The sequence below is a fragment of the Bifidobacterium sp. ESL0800 genome, assembly GCF_029395355.1.
Taxonomy (GTDB): domain Bacteria; phylum Actinomycetota; class Actinomycetes; order Actinomycetales; family Bifidobacteriaceae; genus Bifidobacterium.
On the sequence record NZ_CP113913.1, the window covers coordinates 141,643 to 164,405 of the forward strand.

The 22,763-nt window shown below is 59.4% G+C and carries 18 protein-coding genes, 1 tRNA gene and 1 pseudogene; 14 read left to right on the top strand and 6 right to left on the bottom strand.

Annotated features, from left to right (window positions below):
- Positions 1-139: 139 nt before the first annotated feature.
- The 4 genes from infB (at position 140) to OZX75_RS00665 (ending at position 6,669) form a co-directional block, all read left to right on the top strand.
- Positions 140-3,067, top strand: coding sequence for a translation initiation factor IF-2 (gene infB, locus OZX75_RS00650; protein ID WP_525930248.1), 2,928 nt, complete (start codon positions 140-142; stop codon positions 3,065-3,067).
- Between the two features lie 396 nt (positions 3,068-3,463).
- A complete protein-coding gene (gene rbfA / locus OZX75_RS00655) occupies positions 3,464-3,946 on the top strand; it encodes a 30S ribosome-binding factor RbfA (RefSeq protein WP_277146319.1) in 483 nt (160 codons plus the stop codon).
- Positions 3,930-5,300 (top strand): tRNA pseudouridine synthase B, encoded by a 1,371-nt coding sequence (locus tag OZX75_RS00660; protein ID WP_277146320.1) that lies wholly within the window; start codon positions 3,930-3,932, stop codon positions 5,298-5,300. Before rbfA ends, OZX75_RS00660 begins: the two co-directional genes overlap by 17 nt.
- Positions 5,301-5,379: 79 nt before the next feature.
- Positions 5,380-6,669 carry a riboflavin kinase gene (locus OZX75_RS00665; protein ID WP_277146321.1) on the top strand — a complete coding sequence of 430 codons (1,290 nt, stop codon included), beginning with the start codon at positions 5,380-5,382 and terminating at the stop codon, positions 6,667-6,669.
- 321 nt (positions 6,670-6,990) lie between these two features.
- Here OZX75_RS00665 and OZX75_RS00670 read toward each other — a convergent pair whose 3' ends face one another.
- The gene (locus OZX75_RS00670) at positions 6,991-7,617 is read right to left on the bottom strand and encodes a cupin domain-containing protein (protein WP_277146322.1); all 627 of its coding nucleotides are present in this window, start codon (positions 7,615-7,617) and stop codon (positions 6,991-6,993) included.
- A 415-nt stretch (positions 7,618-8,032) separates the two neighbouring features.
- Here OZX75_RS00670 and OZX75_RS00675 point away from each other — a divergent pair, with 415 nt between their 5' ends.
- Entirely contained in the window at positions 8,033-8,317 is a 285-nt protein-coding gene (locus OZX75_RS00675) for a hypothetical protein (RefSeq protein WP_277146323.1), read from the top strand.
- Positions 8,318-8,486: 169 nt separating this feature from the next.
- On the opposite strand, the gene radA is transcribed toward OZX75_RS00675, so the two are convergent.
- The gene (radA, locus tag OZX75_RS00680; protein ID WP_277146324.1) at positions 8,487-9,911 is read right to left on the bottom strand and encodes a DNA repair protein RadA; all 1,425 of its coding nucleotides are present in this window, start codon (positions 9,909-9,911) and stop codon (positions 8,487-8,489) included.
- A 413-nt stretch (positions 9,912-10,324) separates the two neighbouring features.
- Between radA and OZX75_RS00685 the strand changes: the two genes are divergently transcribed.
- The 3 genes from OZX75_RS00685 (at position 10,325) to tpx (ending at position 11,915) form a co-directional block, all read left to right on the top strand.
- Positions 10,325-10,948 (top strand): hypothetical protein, encoded by a 624-nt coding sequence (locus OZX75_RS00685; RefSeq protein ID WP_277146326.1) that lies wholly within the window; start codon positions 10,325-10,327, stop codon positions 10,946-10,948.
- Between the two features lie 171 nt (positions 10,949-11,119).
- Positions 11,120-11,209, top strand: a complete 90-nt coding sequence (locus tag OZX75_RS00690; protein WP_004268639.1) for a 30S ribosomal protein bS22 — start codon at positions 11,120-11,122, stop codon at positions 11,207-11,209.
- Positions 11,210-11,408: 199 nt separating this feature from the next.
- Positions 11,409-11,915, top strand: coding sequence for a thiol peroxidase (tpx, locus tag OZX75_RS00695; RefSeq protein WP_277146328.1), 507 nt, complete (start codon positions 11,409-11,411; stop codon positions 11,913-11,915).
- Positions 11,916-12,010: 95 nt separating this feature from the next.
- On the opposite strand, the gene rpiA is transcribed toward tpx, so the two are convergent.
- The 3 genes and pseudogenes from rpiA to pgm form a co-directional block, all read right to left on the bottom strand.
- Positions 12,011-12,709: a ribose-5-phosphate isomerase RpiA gene (gene rpiA / locus OZX75_RS00700; protein WP_277146329.1), complete on the bottom strand. Its 699-nt coding sequence runs from the start codon at positions 12,707-12,709 to the stop codon at positions 12,011-12,013.
- Between the two features lie 995 nt (positions 12,710-13,704).
- A pseudogene (locus tag OZX75_RS00705) lies at positions 13,705-14,481 on the bottom strand (ribonuclease H family protein); the annotation flags it as partial.
- Between the two features lie 113 nt (positions 14,482-14,594).
- The gene (gene pgm, locus OZX75_RS00710; protein ID WP_277146331.1) at positions 14,595-16,271 is read right to left on the bottom strand and encodes a phosphoglucomutase (alpha-D-glucose-1,6-bisphosphate-dependent); all 1,677 of its coding nucleotides are present in this window, start codon (positions 16,269-16,271) and stop codon (positions 14,595-14,597) included.
- A 476-nt stretch (positions 16,272-16,747) separates the two neighbouring features.
- Here pgm and OZX75_RS00715 point away from each other — a divergent pair, with 476 nt between their 5' ends.
- Positions 16,748-17,188 carry a DUF3290 domain-containing protein gene (locus OZX75_RS00715; RefSeq protein ID WP_277146333.1) on the top strand — a complete coding sequence of 147 codons (441 nt, stop codon included), beginning with the start codon at positions 16,748-16,750 and terminating at the stop codon, positions 17,186-17,188.
- 9 nt (positions 17,189-17,197) lie between these two features.
- Positions 17,198-17,833, top strand: coding sequence for a DUF421 domain-containing protein (locus tag OZX75_RS00720; RefSeq protein WP_277146334.1), 636 nt, complete (start codon positions 17,198-17,200; stop codon positions 17,831-17,833).
- A gap of 119 nt (positions 17,834-17,952) precedes the next feature.
- On the opposite strand, the gene OZX75_RS00725 is transcribed toward OZX75_RS00720, so the two are convergent.
- Positions 17,953-19,056 carry a diacylglycerol/lipid kinase family protein gene (locus OZX75_RS00725; protein ID WP_277146335.1) on the bottom strand — a complete coding sequence of 368 codons (1,104 nt, stop codon included), beginning with the start codon at positions 19,054-19,056 and terminating at the stop codon, positions 17,953-17,955.
- 51 nt (positions 19,057-19,107) lie between these two features.
- Here OZX75_RS00725 and OZX75_RS00730 point away from each other — a divergent pair, with 51 nt between their 5' ends.
- From OZX75_RS00730 to OZX75_RS00745, 4 genes are all read left to right on the top strand, one after another.
- Positions 19,108-19,377, top strand: coding sequence for a hypothetical protein (locus OZX75_RS00730; protein WP_277146336.1), 270 nt, complete (start codon positions 19,108-19,110; stop codon positions 19,375-19,377).
- A gap of 141 nt (positions 19,378-19,518) precedes the next feature.
- Entirely contained in the window at positions 19,519-20,901 is a 1,383-nt protein-coding gene (locus tag OZX75_RS00735) for an SLC5/6 family protein (RefSeq protein WP_277146337.1), read from the top strand.
- 176 nt (positions 20,902-21,077) lie between these two features.
- Positions 21,078-22,364: a serine--tRNA ligase gene (serS, locus tag OZX75_RS00740; protein WP_277146338.1), complete on the top strand. Its 1,287-nt coding sequence runs from the start codon at positions 21,078-21,080 to the stop codon at positions 22,362-22,364.
- 197 nt (positions 22,365-22,561) lie between these two features.
- Positions 22,562-22,646, top strand: a tRNA-Ser gene (locus OZX75_RS00745).
- The last annotated feature ends 117 nt before the right edge of the window (positions 22,647-22,763 follow it).

The following is a 22,763-nucleotide window of genomic DNA, read 5'->3' on the forward strand; positions in this document are numbered from 1 at the left end:
GTGCGGGCACGCAGTGTGTCCGCATGTCGGCGGAGACGAGGTAACACAATCATGGTCGCACGATGAGTCTGGGTAAGCTCGCCGTAACAATACATTGACCGTGCATGTACGCGCGGTCACAATAGTAGGAGAAAACTGAGTGGCAAAACAGCGCGTATATGAACTCGCTAAAGAGTTTGGCGTAGATAGTAAAGCCGTCCTTCAGAAGCTGAAGGACATGGGGGAGTTCGTCAAATCCGCATCCTCCACAGTGGAGGCGCCGGTCGTTCGCAAATTGCGGGCCGCGTTTCCTCAAAATGACAACTCCGGAGCCGGCAGCGCTTCGGCAAAGTCCAAGCCTTCCGCCCACGGCGCCAAGCCGGGCAGCAATCACCAGCGTCAAAACCCGACCAGTGCAAAGCCGGGGGAGCAGGCTCATTCGCATTTCCCCGCCAAGCCCGGCGCCGGTTCCCATCATGAGTCTTCGCGTGGTGGCCAGCCTCATGGAACGCGCCATGAGGGAGGAAACCATGAATATGAGGGCAATCGTGGGCATAATGAACACGGTGGTCGCGATCATGGGCGTCGTCAGGGCGGTATGCCCGGGCCGCGCAACAACCAGCGTTTCCATGGCAACAATGGCGGCATGAGGCCGGGTGCGAATGGTTCGCACAACGGCGGTTCCCCGCGTCCCGGCAATGGTGGGGCGCAACCCACCCCGCACTCGGCGCATGCAGGGAGCGGGCCTCGTCCGGGCAACAACCCGTTCAGCCGCAAGCAGGGCATGCATGCGCCTATGCCCAGCGGCATCCCGCGCCCGCATCCGATGGCTCGTCCGACGGTCAACAACAGCCGTGGAGGACGTAACGGTGGTCGTGGCGGGTTCCGCAACGGACGCTCGTCCCAGGGTGCACGTCCAGGGCAGTGGGGACACAACCGTCCTGGTCAGGGCCAGGGCGAATCCCAAGGTCGTGGCGGCAGCCGCTTCGGTGGCGGCAACGGCAACGGCGGCGGCTATCAGGGCGGCGGCGGCCCGTCGCGTGGCGGCGGTCGCGGTCGCGGCGGTGCAGCAGGTGCGTTCGGTCGTCAGGGCGGAAAGTCCTCGAGGGCTCGTAAGAACAGGCTCGCGAAACGTCGTGATTACGAGGAGATCAAAGCTCCTACCATCGGCGGCGTTCGCATCCCCGCCGGCAATGGTCAGACCGTAAAGCTCCGTCAAGGAGCCACGCTCGCCGACCTCGCCGAAAAGATCAACGTCAATCCTGCCGCTTTGGTGACGGTCATGTTCCACTTGGGCGAGATGGTTACGGCCACCCAGTCCCTCGATGAAGCCACGTTCCAGATTCTGGGCGAGGAGATCGGCTGGAATGTCAAGATCGTTTCCGCCGAAGAGGAGGACAAGGAGATCCTGCAGCAGTTCGACATCAATCTTGATGCCGAAGAACTGCAGGATGACGAGGACCTGAAGCCGCGTCCGCCGGTGGTCACCGTCATGGGTCACGTCGACCACGGCAAGACCCGCCTGCTCGACACCATCCGCAAGACCAACGTCTCCGCGCGAGAGGCCGGTGGCATCACCCAGCGTATCGGCGCTTACCAGGTAACCGTCGATCTGGAAGACACGCCACGCAAGATCACCTTCCTCGATACCCCTGGTCACGAGGCGTTCACCGCCATGCGTGCCCGCGGTGCCGAGCTCACCGACATCGCAGTGCTCGTTGTCGCGGCCGATGACGGCGTGATGCCGCAGACGGTCGAGGCCATCAACCACGCGCAGGCGGCCAAGGTGCCGATCGTGGTCGCGGTCAACAAGATCGATGTCGAAGGCGCGAACCCCGAAAAGGTGCGTGGCCAGTTGACCGAATTCGGCCTGGTCCCCGAAGAATACGGCGGCGACACCATGTTCGTCGACATCTCCGCGAAACTGGGCACCAACGTCGACAAGCTGCTTGAAGCGATCCTCCTGACCGCCGATGCGGAACTCGACCTCAAGGCCAACCCCGATATGGACGCTCGTGGCGCGACCGTCGAGGCAAGGCTCGACAAGGGACGCGGCGCCGTGGCGACCGTGCTGGTGCAGCAGGGCACGCTCCATGTGGGCGACGCCATCGTGGCCGGCACTTCATACGGCCGCGTGCGTGCCATGCTCAACGAGGATGGCAAGACCATGAAGGCCGCAGCGCCTTCCACACCTGTCCAGGTGCTGGGCCTGACCAGCGTGCCGAGCGCCGGCGACCTCTTCCTGGTCGCCCCCGACGACCGCACCGCCCGCCAGATTGCCGAGAAGCGTCAGGCCTCCGAACGCGCGGCCCAGCTGGCCAAGCGCCGCAAGGTCGTCTCGCTCGAGAGCTTGAAGGAGCAGTTCGCCAAGTCCGAGGTCGACATGCTCAACATCGTCATCAAGGGCGATTCCTCCGGTTCCGTCGAGGCGCTGGAAGACTCCCTGATGAAGATCGAGGTGTCCGACGAGGTCGGCATCCAGGTCATCCACCGCGGCGTCGGCGCTATCACGCAGAACGACGTCAACTTGGCCACGGTCGACAAGGCCGTCATCATCGGCTTCAACGTCCGTCCGAACCGTCAGGTCGCCGATCTCGCCGACCGCGAGGGCGTGGAGATCAAGTACTACTCCGTCATCTACAAGGCCATCGAGGACATCGAAGCCGCCTTGAAGGGCATGCTCAAGCCGGAGTACGAAGAGGTCACCACCTCCCATTCCGAGATCCGCCAGATCTTCCGTTCCTCCAAGTTCGGCAACATCGCCGGCGTTATGGTCCAGGACGGCGAGGTCAAGCGTGGAACCAAGGCACGTATCCTGCGCAATGGCGTCACCACGGTCAACGATCTGGAAATCACTTCGCTGCGTCGTTTCAAGGACGACGTGCAGTCCGTCAAGGAAGGCTACGAGGCCGGTATCAACCTCGGCTCCTTCAACGACATCCAGGAAGGCGACATCATCGAGACCTTCGAGATGAAGGAGATCGAGCGCAAGGATGGTCAGCCTTCTAAGAAGGAAGACAAGGGCTCCGGAAAGTCCGAAGGCGATCTCAAGGCGCCTGAACCGAAGACCGAATCCAAGAAGAAGTGAATAAGCCGGTCTGTATCAGACCGACTTGATGATTGAGCGTTAGTCGCCCGTCGTGCCATTGGTTGTGCGCGGCGGGCGACAGCACTATGTGGGTCGGAAACGAAAACGCGTTGTTTACAGCAGTAAACCCTATTGTTGTGCAGGAAACGACGTATTTGGCTCCGTTAAATTCGTTGTTTCCAGCACCTTAGGGATAGTTAGTGCTGGTAGAAACCTATTGAGCGCCGTTGACGGTGCCGCTTTGTACTATAAGCGAATCAGTGCAGAAACCTCGTATGGGATGATTTGGAATGTATCGTTTCCGATACTGTAAGACAAATGCCGTTCGAAACACGTATTCGAGTCGGTCTGTATTATGAAACGTAACAGCCAGAGTAAGTAATAAAAGGAAACGTTATGGCAACAACCAATCCACGGGCCGCGCGTATCGCGGCGTTGATTCAGCGTGTCATCGCCTCGTCGATGGAACGCACATTGCATGACAAGCGCCTCAATGGCGTCACCATCACCGACGTACGCGTCACCGGCGACCTTCAGATCGCGCGCGTCTACTGGACCCAGCTCGGCCAGGAGGGCAAGGCGCAAGGGGAGCGCAAGCGTGCCGAGCAGGCGCTGAAGCAGGCCACCGGCAGGCTCCGTTCGCTGGTGGGCGCCAAGGCCGGGTTGCGGCTGACTCCGCAGCTGCAGTTCATCTATGACGAGGTGCCGAGCGAGGCGCACGAGATCGAGGACATTCTGGTCACCGCCCATAGGCGAGACGAGGAGCTCGACAAGGCCCGCGAGACCGCGCAATATGCTGGCGAGGCGAATCCGTACGTCGAGCCGCGCAAGAAGAAGACCGCCGCCGACTTTGAGGATGATGGTGTCGAAGAAGAATAAGCAGCCGGAACTTTCCGGGCTTCTGGTGGTCGACAAACCGCTTGGCGTGACCAGCCACGACGTGGTGGCGGCCGTACGCGGGGAACTGCACATGCGTCGCGTCGGCCACGCGGGCACGCTCGATCCGCAGGCCTCAGGCGTATTGGTCATCGGTTTCGGCCACGGCACGCGGCTGTTGAACTATATCGTCGACCACACCAAGACCTACGAGGCGACCATCCGGCTCGGCCAGGCCAGCACCACCGACGATTCCGAAGGCGACATCATGACGGTTGCCCCCGTGAAACTGGCCGATGATTCTCGAAACGAAACCGTGCAGGCCATACCGGCGGAATCGGATGATGATGCCACCGATAGCGGCGTGAATATGCATAGGGAAAGCAATATCGTAGCCGTGTCGGATGGAGGTCGCGACGCCGATGGAAGCTTGTCCAAGACTTCTTCGGATATCGAAAAGGCCGACGACTTGCTACAGGTTTTTGATGGTGGAACGTCTTGTGCTGACGGACACGACAAAATCCGTATACTGACACTTCAACAGATCAAGCAGGCCATCAACGAGCATCTGACCGGTGATATCGAGCAGGTGCCGAGTTCCTATTCCGCCGTTCGTGTCAATGGCCGTCACGCATACGAGCTGGCCCGTCAGGGTAAGGCCGTGGAACTTGCCGCCCGTCCGGTCACCATCAGCGAATTCACCGTGCTTGGCGCTCGCAACGCCGAAGCAGAAACGGATGGCTTACCTGCCGGAGATATCGAAGACGAACCAAATCAAAAGGCTGCTGGACGGACTCCTGTCGTGGACGTGGACGTACGCATCAGCTGCTCTACGGGCACGTATATCCGTTCGCTCGGACGTGATCTGGGCCAGCTTCTGGGCGTCGGCGGTTACCTGACAAGGCTGCGGCGTACGCGGGTCGGCAGGTTCGATCTGACCGCTCCGCAACTGGCACAACGCGTGGTCACCGCCCACGCCAAGCCGCATACCTTCACCAATCGTGAGGGCTTGACGCTGACGTTGAACAAGGCCGTGCTCGACGTTGATGCCGAAGAACTGAAGCGTCGCTCTCTGACCATGCTTGAGGCCGCGCAACGTACGATGCCGACCGTTCCCATCACCGATGCCGACGCCCGGAACCTGCGTTTCGGTCGCAGACTGCCGATGCCGATGGCGGACAATGCAGACTCCAATACGCTCTCCGGCGCCGATTCTTGTGCCCAAAACGACAGAAGCAACGAGACGAATACCATCGCTGCGGTATTTCTGCCGCAAACCGGTGAGATTGTAGGCATCGTGGAACCGGCCAATGCCCATGAGCTCAAGTCCGTAGTGGTTTTCCCGCCAACTGTGTGAAGGCTCAAAAGAAAAGGGGCTTTCGCGCAGGCGGCTTGGCTGATAAGATGGCTTGCGGCAGACAAGACAAAGGATTTTGATGAAAATCACCAGGTTGACACCCGACGATAACGGATTGGTGGATTGGCCCACCCTGAGTTCGCACAAGCGCGTAGTGATGACGATTGGCGTGTTCGACGGCATGCACAAAGGGCATCAGGCCGTTGTGCGCCGCGTGGTGGAGCTGGCGAAAAAGACCGATTCCCTGTCCGTAGCGATGATTCTCGATCCGCGGCCGGCGCTTGCGCATACCTATGCCAACGAGCACGACGGCATGGACTTGCCGGTGGATTTCGTGGACACGCAGGCTCTGAGTTCGGTCGAGCAGCGGGCGCGGGTCATGGACGAACTTGGGGTGGACCGCGTGCTGGTGCTGCACTATACAATGGCGTTTGCGGCCAAATCGTTCCGTTTCTTCCTGGGCCAGATGGTCGGCAAGCTGGGCATGCGTACGCTCGTGCTCGGCCAGGACGCGGCAATGGGTGCGAACCGCAAGGGCGATATCAAGGCCATTCAGGAGCTTTGCGAGGCCACGCGCGTCTTCGAGCTCGACGTGGTCGATGATTTGGGGCCCGGCTATACGTGGGTGCCGTCGCATTTCGAGCCGAAGATGCCGGAAGGCACCGGTGAGCCGCAGGACCCGCGAGAAGCCATGAACAAGGCCGAACTGCGCGCGTGGAGCAAGCAGAACAATTGCCGCAAGGTGCGCGTCTGGAGCTCGTCGAACGTGCGTTATCTGCTTTCGCAGGGGTGTGTGAAGGCTGCCTCTGAAATTCTGGGGCGCGACCATGCGGTCGAAGGCGCTGTGGTGCATGGTGAGCAGCGCGGGCGCGAGATCGGCTTCCCGACCGCGAATCTGGCGCAGAAAGTCGAGGGCTATGTACCCGTCGACGGGGTGTACGCCGGTTGGCTAGTCGATTTGGGGCCGATTGACGATGATGCGAATAACGATGGCGGTACTTCTGATGGCGGTACTGCCGCTAGCAGCGCGAACAACGCCGCACAAAGCACTGCGTCCAGCGGTGTGAACGCCGCGAATCTGGCATCTCCCTCGGCGCAGATGCGTATGGCCAAGGGTTCGCCGTGGCGTTGGCCTGCCGCGATTTCCATCGGGACCAAGCCGACGTATAGCGACGAGACCGGCATCAACGAGCGGGTCATCGAGCCGTATTGTGTCACCGACGATTGGCTGGATCTTTACGACCACAAGGTGCGCGTTGAATTCACGCAATTCCTGCGCGGCCAGGTCAAGTTCGACGGCACCGACGAGCTCAAGGTCGCACTGAAGGACTACGCCGATCAGACGCTGGAGATTGTTGACGCGAAGTGAGACCGGTGTTGGCTGGATTGTTATTGGCTGTTTGATGAACGGATTCGGGCGTCGCGATCGAGAGTAGACCGTAGACCGTAGACTGTAGACCGTAGACCGTAGACCGTAGACTGTAGACCGTAAACCGGTGTGTCCCGCTTATATGAATGCTTGGTTGTTACGTGTCATAGCGGGTTTGGCTTGTATAGATAGGCCGTAAAAGAGGGTCTCTGCAGATTTTAGGCAGGGACCCTCTTTTTGATGCTTTGTTGTTGTGCAGTCGCCGTTGTGCGACTTGGTGTTCTGTCGTTCGGACGTGGTGAGACTGAAACCAGGTTCTTCCTATTCCAGCGTGAAGCCGTCGAAGGTGAAGCCAGGGCTCACCACACAGGAGACCAGAGCGTCGCCCTTGCCGGGCACGGTGCGTTGCCAGCAGCCTTCGGGTATGACCACTTGGCCTACCGGCGTCGATGACGTATCCACATCGGCCGAGGCAAGTCCCTGTCCGAGCGTGTAGAGTGTGCGTCCGGATTCGTCGGCCGGTGCGTCGCCATATCCCCCCAGTTCAAGGCCGACGGTGGCCGGTCCGTGCCAAAGCCAGATTTCCGTGGCGTCCACCTTGTGCCAGGCGCTCGCATCGCCCTGTGCCAAAAGGAAGTAGATCAGTGAGGCCAGCGGCCGGCCTTCGGTCGCTTTCATCGATTTCAGATCGGCGGCGGTGGCGGCGTAGGTAGACTCGGAATACGCTACGTCGGTTGTGACGGAACCTGCCGAAGCTGCGGCATTGCCGGTGCCGGTAGTGCGCAGCTCTTCGCCGCGCTGTGCGGCCTGCTTCGTTGCCGTACCGGCCGCGGCCTGCAGGCTCAGCCAGGTCTGACGGTACCAGCCGCCCTCGGGATGCGCCTCAAGACCCAGCGTCTTGACCACGTGCTGTGCATACTCGCTCATATCCTCAAATGCAACGCTCATCGTTGTATCCCCTCCCATAATGAATGTTCTCGAAAACACAGACCCGGCTTTTGCCGACATTATGTTTCCTGCCGGGTTCATTCTACCAATTCCTTGGGAATCGGCTGCAGATGAGATTCTTTGATGCGAAGTTTTAGTTGATGGGTTTAGAAATACGTTATTGAGAGAAATCCATTTTCCGGCTTGCGCTTTCCTTGATTGGAGTCGCTCATACTCAGGGCTTTCAGGGTTGATAAATCAGGGATGTTTCAGGGTGTTCACCGATACGGTTTTCGGATTTCGGCCCGTAGGGTGGAAACGTAAACGGCATTGTCGGTGGCAATTATGCCGGTCAAAGGAGAACGAAGATGATACCAACCCTTGAAGCGTCATTGGTGGCGCAGCATGTTTCCTATCGATGCGACGGTGAATCTGCATGAGTGGCGTCAACATTTCCTCGCCGGTCTCTCGGCTGGCACAGCACGGCGTGCAGAAGACGGCGACAACCGTTGCGGACGCGCAACCGGGTGAGCCTGCGGGCACCAACACGGGTTCGATATGGAACATGAATTCATGGTCGAGTTTGAGTGAGGTCATGCAGGTACCGCGTCGAGGCCATCGTCTGCGCAGGCTCCTTTGCGTAGGTGTCATCATCCTTGTCATCGCGGCACTGATTTCGGCAATCTGTTCGTCTTATGATTCCGTGAGTGACGAAAGCTGAGGGAGTAATGTAATGATTATGTCAGAAATGATAAGTCGTGATTGGTAATATGTTCGGTTTATCGATTTGAGAAGTCATTTAAATGACTTCCCGGTTATATGAGATTGTAGGTCAAAAAGCTTGAATGTTTTCCTACCTACAATCTCGTGTTTTGATGACGATTAAAGCACTATCTCCCTTTCGAAACGCTCAGTGCCTCAAGCGCGTCGCGCAGGGACGAGACCTCGATGATTTCCAAGCCTTTGACGGCTTTGAGTTTGCGACGGCTGCGGTTGGTGGGGACTACGGCGCGGGTGAAGCCCAGGCGTGCGGCCTCGTTGAGGCGATGGCTCAGCTGGGGGACGGGGCGTACCTGGCCGGTGAGGCTGATCTCGCCCATCGCGCAGGTGGTACGGGCGATGGGTTTGCTGGTGGCGGCGCTCGCCAATGCGGCGACGATGGCGAGATCGCAGGCCGGTTCCTTGGCCAGGCCGCCGGCAATGGTGGAAACGTAGAGGTCATTGGCCAGAAGATTCACGCGCCCGTGACGGTATAGCACCGCCGAAAGCATGGCCAGGCGATTCGAATCGATGCCGTTGGTGTTGCGGCGGGGCGTAGGCAAAACGGATTTGGTGACCAATGCCTGCACCTCGATCGGCAGACTGCGGTGACCGTCGAGCGTGAACGTGACGCAGGTGCCTTCCACCGGCGCGTCTTCGGTCGAAAGGAACAGGCCGGAGGGATCGCTGACCTCTTCGATGCCCTCGCCGCTCATGTCGAAACAGCCCACCTCGTCGGTCGGGCCGAAACGGTTTTTGGCGGCGTGCAACATACGCAGTGCGGTGACGCGATCACCCTCGAACTGGCAGACCACGTCGACCAGGTGCTCGAGCGTGCGCGGACCGGCGATGGAGCCGTCCTTGGTGACGTGGCCGACCAACATCACCGGGATATCAAGCGTTTTGGCGGTGTCGATCAGGGCGCTGGCCACTTCGCGCACCTGCGTGGAGCCGCCGGAGATGCCATCGACGTCCTGCGAGACGATGGTCTGCGCCGAATCCACGATGGCGAGGCTTGGCTTCTCCTGCTCGATCAGCCCTAGCACTGTGGCCAGGTCGGTGGTGGCGGCCAGCAGCAGGTTGCTTTCGAGCGCGTTGATGCGGGAGGCCCGCATACGCACCTGCGCCTGCGATTCTTCGCCCGAAATATACAGGACGGATTTCTTGGCGTTGCCGCGTGCCACGTTTCCCGCGGTTTCCAGCAGCAGCGTCGATTTGCCGATGCCAGGTTCGCCGGCGACCAACACGACCGAGCCCGGCACGATGCCGCCGCCGAGCACCCGGTCGAACTCGCCGAAGCCGGTGGGGATACGCTTCGCGCCTTCAGTCGAGATTTCGGTAATCGGCTTGGCCGCGGCGCTGCCTGCGATGACCGCGGAGCTGGCCTGCGTGCGCGAGGTCCGTCCGGGTGCGGCGGTGCGTGACGCGGCGGCGGGCCGTGCCTCGTGGAATTCCTCGATGGTGCCCCACGCGCCGCATTCTGGGCAGCGCCCGTACCATTTCACGCCGTTCCATCCGCACTCCGAGCAGACATACTGTGTCGCATTCTTTGCCATGATGCCGACGCTAGCCAATTTTGCCGACAAGGGCAAGTCAGTCGGAGGAAAATCATGAAATCGGGAAATCAGGAGAATGTTCAATTCCCCGTCAATGATTCTTTCACCGACCAAACATGAGAGTCCTGAAACCGTTATATTGCGGAATAATAGGTATCTTGGTGCACCAAGTCCGCGGAATCGAGGCAATTGAATGCCGATTCTTCATTTTTTAGCCCTCTTGGTGCACCAAGTACCCCAAAAATTACAGAATTCATATCAATTCTTTGATTTTTGCGCCTCTTGGTGCCACCAAGAATATGAAAATACGGGAATTGGATGGAGATTGACGGCTGAAGTTGTGTCGTGAAGTCGACATTGTTTTGAATTTCCCCAATTGGCCAGCGTCAGCCCGATGTGAAATAATTGCGGCTATGTCGACTCAACAAAGGAATTCCTCTTCTTCTCATGGCAAATTGATCGCCGTCGTGATTGCGGCTGCGGTGGTAATCGTCCTTGCCCTGCTTTCCGCGTTCGTATGGCCGGGCTGGGCGATGAACAAAAGCGCCAGCGAAGAACAAAAACAGCAGCAGACGACTTCCGCCAAGCCCCAGCCCACCACCCCGAGCATCAAGGCCAAGGAGCTGCCGCAGGACGCCACGCCTCTGCTGAAGGCGATGCCCGACACGGTTGTCAATTTCGCGCGTACGGAAGCCGCTCCCAGCGCAAACTGGACGTCCGCCTCCCCGCTGGAGGAATACACGCTCACGTATTCGACAGGAAACATAGCCAAGGACGTCACGCTTGTGGTGGCGCAATGGTCCGGCAACGATACGGCGAAAACGCAATATGACACGCTGGTCGGCGCGCTCAAAGGTACGGATGTGGCCAGTGGTGACGTCAAGGTTTCCGGCAATGCCACGGGCAAATACGTGGTGAAAGCCAATGGAGACAAGGGCAAGACGGCCACGGCGGTCTGGCAGAACGATACCGTCGTTTTTCAGGCCACGGGTCCCAAGGATTCGATCCAACGCTTCTATTCGAAATTCCCGCTTTAGGTCGAATCTCCCGGCGTTCGTGTTTAATGGATCGAGGCAATGCTGAGGTGACGCGTTCGTTGTGTGATTTGCGCTGGTCTGGTGGAAATGGGAACAACAGCGTTTTAAGTCGGCAAGAGCGAGTAACATAGGTAAAGTTGCAAACTTATAGTCAAGGATTGGAGGCTTCAGATGGGTTCTGTCATCAAGAAGCGCCGCAAGCGGATGAGCAAGAAGAAGCACCGCAAACTGCTGCGTAAGACTCGTCATCAGCGCAAGTAGTAATAAAGCTTTTTACCAAGGTTCGGGGTCGCAAGGCTCCGGGCCTTTTGTTGTTGATGTGCGTCCCGTTTCGCTGCGTTTCCGTTTCGCTGCGCTTCCGTTTCCCGATATGGCCGGATTATTGGCGCCAAAGCGCGTGAATTGCTATCAGGTAGCGTAAAACGCTGGCATATCGGCGCGTTTCGTGAAATCATGAGGTATGGCACAAATTACTTTGGGTGGCGTGGCCACCAATACCGTAGGAAATCTCCCCGCCGTCGGCTCTGCAGCTCCGGCTTTCACGCTCGCTGATGGCGATCTCAACGACTTCGACTCGTCGAAATTCGCGGGCAAGAAGGTTGTCATCAACATCTTCCCGTCCGTCGACACGGACGTCTGCTCGATGTCGGTGCGCAAGTTCAATCAGATGGCCGACGAGCTCGAAGACACCGTCGTGGTCTGCGTTTCCAAGGATCTGCCGTTCGCGCAAGGCCGTTTCTGCGGGGCGGAGGGCATCAAGAACGTCGTCACCGGTTCTGCGTTCCGTTCCTCGTTCGGTGAGGATTACGGAGTGACCATCGCCGACGGTGGCATGAAGGGACTGCTTTCACGCGCCGTGGTTGTCGTCGACCGTGACGGCAAGGTCGCCTACACGCAGCAGGTTCCGGAAATCGGCACCGAGCCGGATTACGACGCCGCTCGCAAGGCGGTCGAAGCGCTCAAGTAGCGCAAACATGGAATTGCGCCATATTCGAGCCGCTTACAAGCAATTAGCGGCGCAAATATGGCGCATTTTTTATTTGCTGGAACCCGGGCCCGGAATCAGTTCTCGGAAACGGTCAGCACGCGCGGGCCGTTCGGGTTGCCGACGATGACCTTGTCCACGCGGTTGAGGAAGAGGCCGTGCTCCACCACGCCGACCGTGTTGATGAGGTCTTCGGCGAGATCCTGCGGGTGGTCGATGCGTTCGAGATGCAGGTCGACGACATAGTTGTTCTCGTCGGTGCGGACCTCGGTGCCGTCGGCGTTACGGCGAAGCACCGGCTTGTAGCCCTTGTCCTCGAACTTCTTGATGACGTGGGCGGAGCCGTAGGGGATGACCTCGACGGGCAGCGGGAACGCACCGATAGTGTCGACCACCTTGGAGGCGTCGACGATCCAGATGTTGTAGTTGGCGTTCTCGTTGACGATCTTCTCCCAGAGCAGGGCCGCGCCGCCGCCCTTGATGCCGTTGAAGTTCTTGTCCACTTCGTCGGCGCCGTCGATGGCGAGATCGATATGGTCCACGTCGTCGATGTCGACGATCTTGATGCCGTAGCCCTCGGCCTGCTTGGCGGTGCGACGCGAAGTCGTCACGCCCGTGAACTTGAGGCCTTCCTCCTGGGTGCGACGGCCGAGCTCGTCGACCAGGAACCGCACGGTCGAGCCGGTGCCGAGGCCCGCGATCATGCCGTCCTTGATAAACTTGGCCCCCTCGATGCCAGCTGCCTTCTTAAGCGCGTCTTGTTGTTCCTTATCCATTGATACTCCTTTTAACAGGCCAGCTCAGTCATATAGTGACGAGCGTCACTATCCATAGTATCGGTGTTCCGATACTTTTATTTGTGTTCATGTTTTGTTTGTTTCTGTTACTTTTTGTGTTTCTCGTTGGCGATGAGGAACGGAACATTATTCAGTACGATGGTGCCATCTCCGGCCACATATCCGTCGATGGCGATAATGCCGCGGATGTGTCGCGGCCGACCGTTGTATGTCGGGCTGGTCTGCGGTGCCGGCGAAAAACGCAACGTGCCGTTCACGCTCAGCCCGTTGTGGATATATCGAGGTTCCGGATTCGTTTCCGGCTTCGGGCTGGAACCGGTGGCGCGTGGCGTGTCGCTGCTCTCGTCGTTTTCGACCGCGGCGGCATCGTCGTTGGTGACGATATCAACGGTATCGTTATTGGCGTTGGCGCCCGCACTAACACCAGCATCGGCGTTCGTGTCGTCATCGGTGTCGGTGTCGGCATCATCGTTTTCATTGGCGGTGGCGTCGATATAGCCTTCGTCGTCTGTGTCGGTATCGTCGGATTTGTGGCCGTTGTCGGCGTCGTCACTAGTGCCGTTCAATCTGTCATCGGTGTCATCGTGATTGTCGGCGTCATCGTTATTGTTGGCTTTATCGTCGCCGCCAGTGCCGTTGGCATCGGTGTTCTCGGATACTGGAGATGTATTCGTTTCAGCTGAGCGTTCGGCCTCGCCGGTGTTTGCGGAGTTGCCCGTTTCGGCAGGTTTGCCGGATTCGCTCGTCTCATCCGAGACCGGCAACTCGGTTTCGGTGGGGGTCTCGCTCCGGTCAGCAGGAATGGTGACGTCGTCTCCTACAGGCGAACCGCTGAAATTGGGATGAGAACGTACGGTTCGGCCGATCGTATCCGGCTTCTCTTCGTCTTCGTCGTGACGGACGTTTTCATCCGTCGTTTCGTCGTTCTCGGCCGCTCGATGATGCGCGACTACCGGCTTGCGCCCGCTGAAATCGTACTCGGGCACGCCTTCGGGCTGAGCAAGTCGTTCGGCGAGTGTCGGTTTGCGGGAAGCCGAAACGTCAGTCTGACCGGTCGTGTTTCCGTTCTCTGCGTTCTGGCTGTCGCTATCCATGGAACCGTCCTCGTTTCCGTCATCAAGCCCGCCGCCCGACTGTGTGCCGCGTTCGAGATGATACTGTTCCTCGGTGATTTTGCCGTCGATAAGCATGCGTGCGTCGGCGGGAATATCCACGCCCTTGGCATAGGCCGAGGCGAGCAGCGACTGCCAGCCTTCCAGCGGCAGGTAACCGTCCTTGACCCCGCTGCGCGCGTCGCCGGAGTAGGTGTGGGCCAGGTCGTCTACTTTTTCATTGCCTGGATTGCCGTTGTGTCCCTTGACCCAGACGAACTTCACCGGGCCGGGCCGGGCGGCGATTTCCGCGTCGATGGCCTTGATCAGCGGGGCGTTCTTCACGGGCTTGTGCTGCGAGTTCTTCCAGCCGTTCTTCTTCCATCCCTTGACCCAGGTGGTCGAGCAATTGATGGCGTACTGCGAGTCGGTTTCGATGGTCAGCGGTTCAGCGCCACGGTGCGCCCGCAACGCCTCGAGCACCGCGCAGAGCTCTCCGATCTGGTTGGTGCCGTTGGTGGCGCCGCCCGCGTCACTGTCGCCGTCGTGCTGGTGGCCGTCGGTCCGTGCAGCATTCGCCGCATGGTCCGCCCACGCCCATCCCATCGGCCCGTTGGGGTTGCCCAGCGCGCTGCCGTCCGTAGAAACCGTAATAGTCATGTTTCCAAGGTTACGTGTCGGCGGCGAAAACACAAAGGTCGGTCGGTAGGATTTTTGAAACCGCTTGATTGCGCTGTTTCAACTTTCCTATCGGCCGACCTTTGTGCTATTGGTTATTCGTCCAACGCCTTGTCGACCACATCGGTGGCCTCGGCGAGGACCTGGTCGAGCGCCTCGGGGGAGACGAACGACTCGGCGTAGATCTTGTAGATGTTCTCGGTGCCGGAGGGGCGGGCGGCGAACCAGTTGTTCTTGGTAGTCACCTTGATGCCGCCGATAGGAGCATCGTTGCCGGGCGCGCGCGTGAGTTTGGCGGTGATGTCCTCGCCGGCCAGGGTGGTCGCCGAGACCGCATCGGGGGTGAGATCCGCGAACTTCTGCTTCTGCTCGAGCGTGGTAGGCGTGTCGACGCGCTTGTACCAGCTTTCGCCGAATTTGGCGACCTGTTCCTGATGCAGTTGCGCCGGGTTCTTGCCGGTCTTGGCGGTGATTTCCGCGGCGAGCAGGTCGGGGATGATGCCGTCCTTGTCGGTGGTCCACACGTGGCCGTCGCGGCGCAGGAAACTCATGCCGCTGCTCTCCTCGCCGCCGAACGCGACCTCGCCAGTGAAGAGCGGGTCGACGAACCACTTGAAGCCGACCGGCACCTCGACGAGCTTGGCGCCGATGGAGGCAGCCACGCGGTCGATCAGGGAGGAGGAGACGAGCGTCTTGCCGATGCCGGTACCCTCGGGCCAGCCGGGGCGTGCGCCGCCGAAGAGGTAGGCGATGCACACGGCGAGGTAGTGGTTCGGGTTCATCACGCCCCAGTCAGGGCAGACGATGCCGTGGCGGTCGGCGTCGGGGTCGGTGCCGCCCACCAGGTCGTACTTGCTCCACGCTCCGGCGTTCAGTTCGTCGACCAGACCCTTCATCGCATACTGCGAGCTGGGGTCCATGCGGATCTTGCCGTCGTGGTCGATGGTCATGAATCGCCAGGTCGGGTCGACCTCGGGGCGCACCACGCCGATACTGAGGCCATACTTTTCGCAGATCAGCGGCCAGTAATTCACGGAAGCGCCGCCCAGCGGGTCGATGCCGAGCCTCACGCCGGAGGAGCGGATGGCGTCGAAGTCGATGACGTCACCCAAATCGGAAACGTAATGGTCGCGGTAGTCGAAGCGTTCAACCAGCGGGGACTTGATGGCCTCGTCGTAGGGCACACGCTTGACGTTGCGGAACGAGCCGAGCAGCTCGTTGGCGCGGTTGGCGATGGCTTCGGTCGCTTCGGCCGGGGCCGGACCGCCGGTGACCGGATCGTACTTGAAACCGCCGTCGGTGGGCGGGTTGTGCGAAGGGGTCACCACAATGCCGTCGGCCAGCCCCTCGCCCTTGAAGCGCTGCGAGCCGTCGGCGGCGCGGTTGTGGGTGAGGATGGCGTGCGAGACGACCGGAGTGGGCACGAAGTCATCGCGCGAGTCGATACGCACGGTCACGCCGTTGGCGACGAGCACCTCGATGGCCGTCTTCATCGCCGGACCGGAAAGCGCGTGGGTGTCGCGGCCGAGATAGAGCGGTCCGGTCACGCCCGCTTTTTTGCGGTATTCGGCGATGGCCTGGCTGATCGCGACGATATGCGCCTCGTTGAACGAGGTCTTCAGCGACGAGCCGCGGTGCCCGGAAGTGCCGAACGAGACGCGCTGCGCCGGGTCGGCGGGGTCGGGGATGGCGTCATAGTATTGTCCGATGACCTCATCGACGTCAATGAGGTCGGCTTGTGTGGCGGGTTTGCCCGCATTATTTGCAACCATGCTTCCATTGTGCCACAGTCGCGCGGCGAAAGCGCAAGTTTTGTGCGCTGTCACAACCAATCGCACAAGGCGATTGTGCGAACTGAGATATCTGATGTATAAAAAGTGCGTTTTACATGCGTCAATATGCACTTTCTTAACGCTAGCGTCAAAAAAGTGCATTTGGAAAAGTCCAATATGCATTTTTCTCACGGTGCCGTCAAAAAAGTGCGTTTAAACGGGGGCTAAAGTGCACTTTTCGCACAGTTTTGTGTTGCAGCAGCTGAGACGCGTTGAAACACGATAGTGCGTTGATGGCTGGAAATGCGAAGCGAAACGAGCGGGTCAATCCTGCGAGATCTGGTGCCTATAGCGGTCAGTCGGCTGGAAAATGTCATATAAATTCTTCTATCAGCGCCAAAGCCGACCTACGTATTGCGACGCCCTTACGATGAAACGGGAGAAATAACCTGTCAACCTACGTTTGAGGCATTTCCATGACATTTTACGGTATCAATTACCTGCAGAACCAGCACGGCATCAACCAGGTCGTCCGATTCGTCATCATCATCGCGCTGTGCGTGGCGCTGGTCGCGTTCTTCGTGCTCTATCTGCGGCACCGGCTCAAAACGAAATACCGGGACTTGGGCATCATCGCGCTGCTGTTGGTGGTGCTCGTGCTCGGCAGCGGCTTCACGCAGTTCCAGCAAAGCGAGACGGCCAGCGCCAAAAGCGAGCAGATGGTCAGTTTTGTGCAGCACGTCGCCAAGGAGCGGCACGTTTCCGAAAACGACGTGCTGGTCAATTCGAAATACCTGAATCAGGACGTCATCGTCAAAATCGGCGACAAATACTATACGGTCAACCTCAACACGGACTACACCGCCTACAAACTCACCGAAACCCACATGCTCGCCGACGTCAAAGAAGAAAAGTAAGGAACCGCCATGCTTATCAGCACCACACTCATCGTCAAACTCGTCGTGGGCATCGCCTTCCTGATCGTCCACATCAACCTCTTCGGCAAATCCAACCTCGCACCCACCAGCGCCATGGACCAGATCCAGAACTACGTGCTCGGCGCCATCATCGGCGGCGTGATCTACAACGAGCAGATCACCGTGCTCCAGTTCGTCTTCGTGCTGATCACGTGGATGCTTTTGTGCATGCTCATCAAGTTCGGCAAGGAGAACAGCCGGCCAATCAAGAAACTCATCGACGGCAGTCCGGTCATGCTCATCTCGCACGGCAAGGTCGATGTCGCCACCTGCATGCGCAAGGGCGTTTCGGCCAGCGACCTGATGCTCAAGCTGCGCTCGCAGGGCGTCTACGAGATTTCCAAAGTGCTGAAGGCCTACTTCGAGCAGAACGGCCAGTTGACCGTCATCTGCTATGGTGACGAGACACTGCGCCTGCCGCTGATCGTCGATGGTCAGGTCGACACGGACGTGCTGGAGGCCATCGGCCACGACAAGGATTGGCTCGAGGACGAGGTCAAAAAGCAGGGTTACGACGGCACCAGCGGCGTGTATATCGGCGAGTACGTCTCCAAGAAGCTGGAACTGACCGGTTACGCGAAGTAGGCGCGAAGTAGGCGGGAAACAGACGCGAAGTAAGCGGGGAAGTGGCCGAAGCGATTGCGAAGTAATCGGGAAATGACCGTGAGATGGCTGTGAAAACAGTCGAAGAGTAGTTGCGATACTTAGATCTGCTCCAGCTCGGCCTTGGCCGGGACGCGCACGCGCAGCGACTTGGGCTCGACGCTGAAACGGATGTGGCTGGTCGAGCCGAGCATGTCGCCGTCGACCTGAGCCAGCGCGGGCTTTTCGAGCTGGATTTCTGCCTTGATGCCCTGGATCTGGTCCATGGTCGAATTGGTGGAAAGCGGGCTTTGCTGTGCGCGTCCGGTGATGGTCTGGTGCATCACGTCGCCGAAAAGGTTCATCCATCCGAGGATGCCGCCGGAAGTATCGATGATTTCGAAATCGAGCAGTCCGTCGTCGAACGAGGCGTCAGGCATCAGCGAGAACACGGGAATCTGGCCGCAATTGCCGGCCATGAACGTACGGAAATGCAGCTCGCCGACCGTGTGAGAGCTTCCGTCGGCGCTGGTGATGGTGACGGCCCCGCGGTATTTCGGCGCGAACAGATGCTTCATGCCGCCGGAGAAATAGGCGAGCCAACTGATGTTTTTCTTCAATTCCGGATCGGTGTCGTTGATCATGTCGGCGTCGAAACCGATGCCTGCGATAATGAGGAAGGCGTGGGCATGGTCGTCGTCGGGCCGGTCGAGCAGTGCCATGCGTCCCATGTCGACCATGCGTTCGCCGTGCGAGGTGGCGATGGCCAGGGCCGCGTTGATGTCGTCGACGGGGATGCCCATGTTGCGGGCGAAAAGGTTGCCGGTGCCGATGGGGATGATGCCCAAGGTGTGCCCGGTGCCGCTTATGGCGCTGGCCACGGTGCGCACGGTGCCGTCGCCGCCCACAGCCACCAGGACGTTGGCGCCGTGTTCCAGCGCTTCCAGCGCACAAACGCGTCCGTCCCGTTGAAGCGTCGTTTCGATGAATTCGATCTCGGCGATGTCATGGTCTTTGCAGAATTCCTCGATGTGCAGGCGTGCACGCGCGGCCTGGGGTTTCGAAGGGTTGATGATGAAGGCGTACCGGACCTGATCGTCGTCACGTTGGTTGAGTCTCTGTACCCTGCGCCACCGCCACCAGGCGCGCCGTGCCAGCGCGGCGGCAACGGCGAGAACGCATACCGCAACCACGGCGATGACGATGACAAGTACGGTTCGAGACATGGCTCTATTGTGTCGCGATACAGTGACGTTGCGCCCGAAAGTCGAAAAAAGATGAACGAATCCTACACGTTGGTTCGCCTGTTTGCTTGGTTTGCCTTGGAAACGGTCACGAAACAATCCCGTCTCACTATTTGTCACCGGACGGTCGAGCGCGTGCAGGCTTCAATATACTTGGGAACCATGCTAGGTAAAGGAATTGAAGCAGGCATCACGGCCAATGCTGTGTGCCGCTCTTTGATTGCCATGAACGCCAGCATTCTCGCTTCGACCCGTCGATCGCATTCGTCGTCGACCGCCGTCTGCAGCGATATTTCGGATTGATGTATCGGTTTCGTTCCATTCAAATATTGCGTGATCGCAACGGCATAGCTGCCCGGTAACGTGTGTTTTTGCTCCGTCTAGGGCAGTGACCTATAAGAAGTGGTTTGAAAAATCCAGCAAAACATGAGGGAAAGTGGATTCATGACGAGTGAAGAAGAGCAACCGGTACAAAAACTGGCGCAAAGACGGGCAGAGAGCGCGCAAGCCGATACGTCCGGAAACAAACAAGCAAAAAGCAAGGATTATCAGGACGACAAGGCCTCCGCGCTCAAATGGCACGGCCAGGACGTGCGTTGGATGCTGAGCCTGTTCGGTACGGCGATCGGCGCGGGCGTTCTGTTCCTGCCGATCGACGCCGGTGGGGCGGGCGTCATCGGCATCGTGCTCATGCTGCTTGTGGCCTATCCGCTGGCCTATTTCGCGCACCGGGCGATGTGCCGGTTCGTGCTTTCGGCCCGTAACCCCGACGACGACATCACCGACGTTGTCGAGCAGCATTTCGGCTTCGGTTTCGGCATGGTCTTCACCATTATCTATTTCGTCGAGGTATTGGTCATTCTGCTGATGTATTCGGTCTCCATCACCAATACGGCCGAAAGTTTCATCGTCAATCAGTTGCATATGCAAACCCCGCCGCGCTGGCTGCTTTCCCTCGTGCTCGTCGCGGTGCTGATCGCCATCATGGTCTGCGGCACCCGTACCGTCACCCGCGTGATGAGCTGGCTGACCTGGCCGGTCATCGCCGTGCTGGTGATTTTCGCGCTCTACCTCATCCCTCGCTGGAACCCTTCGATGCTGACCAGTATCCCGCGAAACGCCGCGGGCGGCTTTGATTTCGGCGCGCTTCTGCTCAGCCTGTGGCTTCTGGTCCCCGTCATCGTGCTCACTTTCGACCATTCCGCCATCGTCTCGTCCTTCTCCGTCAACGTTCGCAGGCGGTACGGCAAATATTCCGACGACAAGATCGGCAGGATTTTGAAGGTCGGGGAGCCCATGATGGTCACCGTTGTGCTCTTCTTCGTCTTAAGCAGCGATCTGGCGCTCACTCCCGGCGATGTGGCGCGCGCCAAGGCGCAGAACGTCTCCATCCTGAGCTATCTCGCCAATATGCTGGGCACCCCGGCCATCTCCTGGATCGCCTCGATCACCGCGTTCGTCTGCATCTTCAAGGCGTTCCTCGGCCATTATCTGGGGGTCGAGGAAGGGCTCGGCGGCATCATCCGCAAGGTGGCGCATACCAAAGGCGTGGTGGTAGAGCGCAAGAAGCTCAACGTCCTCGTCAGCGTCCTGATGTTCTTCGCCTGCTGGTTCGTGGCCTGGGCCAACCCCTCGGCCATCGGCATGATCGAGACCATGGCCGGCCCGCTGATCGCCTTCATCCTTCTGCTCCTGCCGATGTACGGCGTGCATAAGGTGCCGGCGCTGAAGGAGTACGCTCACAAGATCAGCAACGTGTTCATCGTGGTCGTCGGCGTGGTCGCGGTCAGCGCCATCTTCTACAACATCGTCGGGTTGTTCCTGTGACCCGGTTGGCCGGTCGCTATGTCGCCTTGTCGTTCTTCGTTTTCCATTCGCTTTCGTGGCAGAACGATTGCGAAACCGATAGCCGCAATTAATAAAACAACGATACAAATACCGGCGCTTACGGGCGGGCCGCAAAACCGCCGTAAGTGTCCCTTTACGGAAGTAGGCTTGAGGATATGCTAGATATCCAATTTATCCGTGAACATCCCGACGTCGTGCGCGATTCCCAGCGCAAGCGCGGAGAATCCGTCGAACTCGTCGACGAGGTTTTGAAGCAGGACGAAACCCGCCGTGCCGCCCTGAAATCCTATGAGGAGGCGCGTGCCAGCCAGAAGGCCATGGGCAAGAAGGTCGCTGCCGCCGCTCCTGAAGAGAAGGCCACGCTGATCGCGCAGACCAAGGATCTGGCGGGCAAGGTCGCCGAGTACAAGAAGACCTCCGACGACGCTTCCGCGGCCTACACCAAGGCCATGTGGCAGTTCTCCAACATCGTCGAGCCCGAAGCGCCCGAAGGCGGCGAGGACGATTACGTGGTGGTGCAGAAGGTCGGCACGCCGCGCGACTTCAAGGCCGAGGGCTTCGAACCCAAGGACCACCTGACGCTCGGCGTCGGTGTGGCCGGCATCGACATGCGTCGTGGCGTCAAGGTCTCCGGATCTCGCTTCTACTTCCTGCGCGGCGCTGTGGCCCGCATGCAGATCGCGATGCTCACCATGGCCGTCGACCAGGCTGAGGAGAACGGCTTCACGCTCGCCATCACCCCGACGCTGGTGCGTCCCGAGGTCATGGCCGGAACCGGCTTCCTGAATTCGCACGCAGACGAGATCTACCGTCTGCGCGAACCTGATGACCAGTACCTCGTGGGCACTTCGGAAGTGGCGCTCGCGGGCATGCACGAAAACGAGATCCTCGACCTGTCCAACGGGCCGCTGAAGTACACCGGCTGGTCCAGCTGCTACCGGCGCGAGGCCGGTGCCGCGGGCAAGGACACGTCCGGCATCATCCGCGTCCACCAGTTCGACAAGGTGGAGATGTTCGTCTATTGCAAGCAGGAGGATTCCCGCAAGATGCACCAGCAGCTGCTGGGCATGGAGGAGCAGATGCTGGCCAAGGTCGAGGTGCCCTACCGCACTATCGACACCGCCGCCGGCGACCTCGGCTCCTCCGCCGCACGCAAGTTCGACAACGAGGCTTGGGTGCCCACGCAGGGCCGCTACCGCGAGCTCACGTCCACCTCGAACTGCACCGAGTACCAGGCCCGTCGCCTCAACATCCGCGAGCGTTGCGAGGACGGCTCCACCCGCCCGGTCTCCACGTTGAACGGTACACTGGCCACCACGCGCTGGCTCGTAGCCATCCTCGAGAACCATCAGCAGAAGGACGGCTCCATCGAGATTCCGAAGGCCATGCGCCCCTACATGGGCGGCCGCGAGGTCATCGAGCCCACCAAGTGGGAGGCGTGAGCGCCGTAGCTGTAACGTTGAAAGCGTCGCGGTCCTGCCCAATGTGGATGCATGGCAGAAGCCGCGGCGCTTTTGTTTTGGCATCTTGGCATTTTGGCAGTTTATAAAGCAGCGGTTACGTCGGCGTGTGAGTGTCTGCGGGCGGCTGTTATAATTTCATACGTTGCGTTTGCGGTGCGAGCCGTTAACCGCAACATGGACAGGTGTCTGAGCGGTCGAAAGAGACGGTCTTGAAAACCGTTGAGGAGCAATCCTCCGCGAGTTCGAATCTCGCCCTGTCCGCATTACAAAAGTGGGTTCCGGATACGTTTAGCATCCGGAACCCACTTGTTTTTTGGAGTCCTGATTGGCTACCGAGCTAGCCGGTACGCCGTGGCGATTGCCCATTTTGGCGTGTTG